This is a genomic window from Sphingobacterium sp. GW821-FHT03E03, from assembly GCF_059420745.1.
Window position 1 is genome coordinate 41,689 of record NZ_JBWKUH010000035.1, and the last position, 6,295, is coordinate 47,983.

The 6,295-nt window shown below is 37.4% G+C and carries 7 protein-coding genes; 2 read left to right on the plus strand and 5 right to left on the minus strand.

Going from position 1 to position 6,295, the window contains the following annotated elements; all coding sequences use genetic code 11:
• Positions 1-402 precede the first annotated feature (402 nt).
• Positions 403-978, plus strand: a complete 576-nt coding sequence (locus AC07UV_RS23755) for a Crp/Fnr family transcriptional regulator (RefSeq protein ID WP_495185542.1) — start codon at positions 403-405, stop codon at positions 976-978.
• Between the two features lie 115 nt (positions 979-1,093).
• Positions 1,094-1,789 carry a type 1 glutamine amidotransferase domain-containing protein gene (locus AC07UV_RS23760; RefSeq protein WP_282255683.1) on the plus strand — a complete coding sequence of 232 codons (696 nt, stop codon included), beginning with the start codon at positions 1,094-1,096 and terminating at the stop codon, positions 1,787-1,789.
• A 155-nt stretch (positions 1,790-1,944) separates the two neighbouring features.
• Here the strand turns inward: AC07UV_RS23760 and AC07UV_RS23765 are convergent, their stop codons facing one another.
• The 5 genes from AC07UV_RS23765 to AC07UV_RS23785 form a co-directional block, all read right to left on the minus strand.
• On the minus strand, positions 1,945-2,388 hold the full coding sequence (locus AC07UV_RS23765; protein WP_495185543.1) for a tetratricopeptide repeat protein: 444 nt from the start codon (positions 2,386-2,388) through the stop codon (positions 1,945-1,947).
• 62 nt (positions 2,389-2,450) lie between these two features.
• A complete protein-coding gene (locus AC07UV_RS23770) occupies positions 2,451-2,942 on the minus strand; it encodes a hypothetical protein (protein WP_495185544.1) in 492 nt (163 codons plus the stop codon).
• Between the two features lie 457 nt (positions 2,943-3,399).
• A complete protein-coding gene (locus tag AC07UV_RS23775; RefSeq protein WP_495185545.1) occupies positions 3,400-4,242 on the minus strand; it encodes a hypothetical protein in 843 nt (280 codons plus the stop codon).
• Between the two features lie 118 nt (positions 4,243-4,360).
• Positions 4,361-5,107 carry a hypothetical protein gene (locus tag AC07UV_RS23780; RefSeq protein ID WP_495185546.1) on the minus strand — a complete coding sequence of 249 codons (747 nt, stop codon included), beginning with the start codon at positions 5,105-5,107 and terminating at the stop codon, positions 4,361-4,363.
• Positions 5,108-5,126: 19 nt separating this feature from the next.
• Positions 5,127-6,218, minus strand: a complete 1,092-nt coding sequence (locus AC07UV_RS23785; RefSeq protein ID WP_495185547.1) for a DUF8184 family protein — start codon at positions 6,216-6,218, stop codon at positions 5,127-5,129.
• Positions 6,219-6,295: the final 77 nt, after the last annotated feature.

The window sequence follows — 6,295 nt, forward strand, 5'->3', positions numbered from 1 at the left end:
ATAAAAAATGAAAAAAATCGGTTTTTCTTATCACTGCTAAACCGGTTGAACATTGATTTAGGCAAACAACGTATTCTTCTTTATCTAGTGCCCAAGCTCGGAACTAATTAATCCCAAATCCTATAATAACACCATAATTACAAGGGATTAATAGGGGGTTAACAGGGGGTTAGCAGGGGTAATTCACTATTAACCCCCTGTTAATTCGGTATAAAAATAGTCTTATTTCACTTTTAATTTATAGCATGATATCAGCTTGGTAATAAGATATATACTAGAATGCTGTTCTATCCTCCCTTTCTAGTGAATATCCAAGCAGATGTAAGCACTCCCAAAAGGAGATACACCGCGCTAGGATTACGAGATTTTGCTTAATTTTAGTTCATTAAATAATGATAAGCTATGACCGGTCGAGAAATTCTCAGGCAACATATCAATAAAACCGTCCAATTGAATGATGAACAATTTGATTATTTCTTTTCTTTTTTCAAACCGGTATCCTTTAAAAAGAAACAATCGATTATCACCATTGGTGATAAGGTGGAATGTGAATATTTTGTCCTCAATGGCTGCCTAAAAACTTTTGTGGTCAATGATGAACAAAAAATGCATATCCTACAGTTTGCCACACAAACCTGGTGGGCATCTGATTATAATGCCTTGCACAACAATACGAAAGCAACGGTCAACCTGGATTGTGTAAGCGTCGCGGATACGCTTTGTCTATTTGCTGAGGATCGTGAACGTGTATGCAAGGAAATTCATGAGGTTGAAACATTTTTACGATGGCGTTCGAATAAGGGGTATATCGGTCTGCAAAAAAGAATTCTATCCCTGCTCAATAATGACGCCCGCAGTCGTTATGAGGATTTGATGCTCCAATATCCTGAATTGTACAATCTTGTGCCAAAACATCTGATTGCAGCCTATCTTGGGGTTTCCCGTGAGACGCTCAGCCGGCTCTATCACAACAAATAATGTGATCTATGTCACCAAAACAAACCTTTCTTTAAAATGTGATGTATATCACATAAGGGTCTAACGATTTATGCCCTATTTTGTGTTATCATTTAAACAATTAATTTTTTCAAAGATGAAAAAAGAGAACTTAAAGGTATTGGTCGTTTTGACTTCACATGACCAACTGGGAGATACAGGAGCTAAAACAGGTTTTTGGGTTGAAGAGTTTGCAGCCCCCTACTATGTTATGGCCGACGCAGGAGTTGCTATAACAATTGCTTCACCCAAAGGCGGCCAACCGCCCATTGATCCCAAAAGCGCACTCCCCGATTTCCAGACAGCAGCAACAAAACGTTTTGATGCAGATATGGAACTTCAGAACAAACTGGCAAACAGCATTGTCTTAGCAGAAGTTAATGAGCAGGACTATGACGCGATCTTCTATCCGGGCGGCCATGGGCCACTCTGGGACCTTGCAAATGACAAGACTTCCATTGCTTTGATCGAATCATTTTGGAAACACAACAAACCCGTGGCCGCTGTTTGCCACGCTCCTGGTGTTTTCAGGTTTGTTAAGAATGTCGATGGTAGTCCATTGGTACAGGGCAAGAAGGTAACAGGCTTTTCCAATTCTGAAGAAGATGCTGTACAGTTGACAGATGTCGTCCCTTTCCTTGTTGAAGATGAACTGATCAAACTTGGCGGACACTACAGCAAAGGCGAAGATTGGGGCAGTCATGTCGTCAGAGATGGTAAACTGATTACCGGCCAAAATCCCGGCTCATCAGAAGAGAGTGCGAAGGAACTACTAGCCTTGCTGGAGCAATAAAATGCTATCAAATGTAATAGCGTTTCCATGTTGAATATACAAAGATACGTTAGGTTATCGGCGATGCTAATAACATAATTAGAAAATCCCATTTTTATACGTTGAGAACGATAAAAATGGGATTTTTGTTAGCTGTCGCCGAATGACGTATATCTTTACTCAACGAGTTTCGTTTCTAACTCCTTCAGATTATTGGCGCTTGTGATATTTCCGAGGTCGGCGGCCTGTTTCCAATAGAGCTTTGCTTTTTCAATAACATTTAGTTTAAAATAAGCCACCCCCAGATCGTTTAACAACATTTTACGATCATTGTGACTGGGCTTTCCTATCTGTAGATATTTATCAAATTTGACAATCGCTTTTTGAGGAGCACCAGATTGCAGGTAAATGGTTCCCGAATATTTCAATGCTTCTCCAATATCAAACTCTTCAGCTTTTTCAAAATAAAACAAGGCTTCCTTGTATTTACCCTCCCTAAAATATTCTTTCCCCTGATCCAGATACTTCTCTCCATCACTTCTGAACAAGAAATAGTAAGCCATTCCACTGAATAGAAGAATTAATCCCAAGATTGCGATTACTTTTCTAAAAATCTCCATACAACTGTTAACTATATTTTTTTATTTATTTAATTCGAAAACCGCATATAACAAATACCCACCTATACCCTTTGTAAACTAAGCTGACTTAATTGGATCAGCTGTTGGATTTCCCTCAATATAGGTTCCACATTTTTGGTTCTACCGATACGCTCCAGCATTTTTATGCTTTTATTATCCTTTGTTACCACAATGATGTCAGTTCCATTGTGTAGGGCAATAGCAAGATGTTTGAGGGTTTCGAATTTTTGGATTTCTTCGATGCGAATCTCCTTTTTGAATAGCCCAAAATAAGATTTGCTCATTGTGCCCGCTGCACAATCGATGGTCATCTGCTGGGCAAAGATCCTAATCTGCACACAAAAGACAATAAGCCCAAAGATCCAATACCAATTCTTTTCACCAAAAATATTTCCATCTTTAATTCCTCCGATTAAAATACCAATGGCCATAAATAGCCAGAATAAAGCTAAGCAAAGCGCAAAATAACCAATCCTTTTAGAGGTATATCTACTGCCGTCCTGCGTAAAATATTTATAATTATACTCTTCCATTTTCATTGTGTTTTTATTTAGGGTTTCACCTGGTTTAAAAAATTATTTACGATCAAATATAGACAACAATAGATTTGTATTTAGGTCCATTTAAAATCCGATAATATCCATTTAATATTCGCAAGGATTGAGACAAATCAGCTCACAGAATTACCAAGATCATGTGAAAGACACAAAACGCGGATACAACTCATCCAGTGTAAAAAAAATCCGCAGTTTATTTTTTAACAAACAAACTGCGGATCAATCCTGCTAATTTCGTAAAACGTGTACGCTCAACAAATTCCGAAAAGTCTTTTATTTAGCAGCAGGGACGGACCATTCATAAATGAAATTGTGCTCAAATTTGCCTAAATTTCGTAAACTTCGGAGCGAGTACATCACCGGATAAGCATATTCGTTCTTCGTATCTTCGTACGCCTTCACAAACTTATCCATTGCTTGAAATATCTCGCGTTCACCTGTCGCTTTCAATAGGAGCTTTTTCTTTTGACCGTCCTGTTCTGAGGTAAACAAACAGGGTCGTTCGGCCCAATATGTTTTTTTGCAACGAATTAAGTTCTTTATTCGAGAAAACTACCCCCATTGTCTCCTCTAGCTGCTGCTCAGAATCAGGTCCCTTCGCAACCAACATATAAGTACGTCCATAAACCACGGTATTTACATAATAGAGATTAGCATCAGCCAAGGTTTTCGCTTCATCCATAGAAATCAGTTCCTCAGGCTTAGGCAACGACATATCAATGCTATAAGTCGCCTGATTACTAAAGGAAATAATGGCTGATTGACCTGCACCAACCTTGGAATCGGACTTTCCTAAATCCTTTACACTATTCAAAAGAGCCAAAATATCTTTTTGAAAACCAAATGGTACGACCAGTGTCTTGAAATCTGAAATGGGATGCCAGATACCTGGAATAAATTTATCATAAATAGAAGCAAGTTTTTCCATTTTTTCACTATACCGGCGCGTTGCCGCAAACGAAGGTAATTCCAGCGAAGTCCCAACGTATAATCCAGAAGAAATACGAACTGGCAACTTTGTATACTTTGTAAATAGTTCCAACTTGAGCCTTGTATCTCCATCAATTGTGTCCACACGGAACATATTACCCAGGAAAATCTGATCCATAATATCTTCGTCAGTACTGAATTCCGAAAAGGACAATGCTTGTTTGGTAAGTTCCAGTACCGGTTCTATTGGTTTCTCAACTTCACCGTTATTTTTTGCCTCTTTCTTGCATGAGCCCAAGAAAAAAGCAATGAATAGCACACCGAGGCAAGCCCTAGGTTTACACATAGATTCAGAAATTTACACAATACACTAAATTAAAAATATTAAAACGAAATAATATCAGTAAAATAAACATATTTAAAGAAAAATAATCAACCTAAAGACACTAAAATTTCAAAAAAAACTATCCATCATATTGCATCGTTAGTATTTCACGCTCTTGCATTCCAACATCCAAAATATGATCGGGCATATACTCATCGCCAATGGCTACCTCGGCATATAGACAGCCATTATCACTTATGATAATTTTTAGCCCTAATACCTCCAGCGTGTCATACCAATCTATATCGGCTTTTTGCGGCATGCCGCCAGCTAATTCCTGGTTATAAAATAGGATCAGTTTTTTTTGACAATCAGCCATCCAAAAAAGATAGTCATTGATCCGATCAATATAATCCTCCGGTTTACATATAGCATAGATAAATACTTTCACCTTTTCTGCTTTAACGATCTTGTTGAATACGATAATATCTTTTTTTATGCAAATAAGATTTTCATCAATCGCAGATACAACAAAATCCACAGGTTGAAGTGCAATTGGGGTATTTCTATGTTTAAGCTTTCTGAGGTCTTTTATTATAAAATTATTCTGATGAGATTTTGCTTTTGACTCCAGCGTATAAAGTTTGGCGATATTTTTCCTATCCGCCAATTCCATATATAACTTTGCCAGATCGTAAGCCGATTGATGATAGCCCAAAAATGTATATACGTTAACAAGTATCAAATCCTGATCTTTTGTTCGATCTGCTTGTTGTAAACGATAGAGCAGATCATACATTTTTGCAATACCTTCTTTCGAATTACCCGTTTTTCGACATGCATCAGCACATTCAATATAGGTGCTTTGATAATCTTTTTCCATCATATATGCTTCCCTTTTTAACTTAGTTATCAAATCTTGATTTAAATTCCTCCCGTTGTCGAAGAACGTCTGCGAGAATTGTCCATATAAAATCATAGGTTCTCAGCTCATAGTTTAACGTCAGGCTTTCTATCTCTGTTGCGATCACATTATTCCGTTGTTCATTTTCGTACGCAAATTTTTGACTTCCTGTTCTCACAGACACAGTCGTACCAGTCATTGTCAATTGATCGATCTCAAAGTATTTCCAGTTTGGCACCGCATAAATTACGATAAACTTTTCGCTTACAATCGCCGGATGTGATGCTAAATCATCACTATGCTGAAATTTATTGTTTGCATCAAGTTCTTGTACCAAGATTTTCATGCCAGTCCCTTCAGTAAACATATTGATGATACTGTTATTTTTATCGTAGTTAAGTGTCTTAAGACATGTCAAAACCCCTTTAGTAAGTTCCAGTTCCAAATTGCAAAAATTTGGCTCTGGGGGAGGTAGAAAGGCATTTTTGTTGTTTAAAGTGCCTATCGCTTGTAATAGTATGCTATCTACAGGTTTTTGTGCTTTTAGAACGATCGTCTTAAAAGCACCAGCAGTCAGTACATCAAAAGACAGTTCGGTATAATTGTCATTGACCTGCAAATCGAAAACTGACATGCCATAACTATCGCCATAAGGATTTTCAACAAACTCAAAACAGCCCTTGTCTTTTCTGTATTCCAAAATAACACCGTTGTTGGCCGTTGAACCAATATACAATCTGAATGCATCTAAGCTGTGTGGGTTATGCTTCAGATAAAAATTATTCGTTTTGATTATTTTGGACTTGGCTCTTTTCATCCCGAATACAAAGGCGGCTTCCAGAATAAAATTGCTGAGCTCCTCGGTATAGCCATTATAGATAAATCCCCAAAGAAATTCAAGATCCTCCTGCTCCTGTTTAAATGTGGAAAGCTGTTTAAAAATCCATTTTATGCTTTTAGAGATTTCCTTTTGTTGCTTATTGCTCTTCAGCAGCAGCTCAATATATTGATCTAAATCGTCTGCGCAATCCTCAACATTCTTTATACTGAAATAGCGATCCTCTTCGTTTGCCTGTTCATAATCAGCCAACATCTGATTTATTATGGGGCCTTTTATTTTTACTGAGAATTACAAAAAGGTCATTATATTGTTGTTATGCAAAATGTATT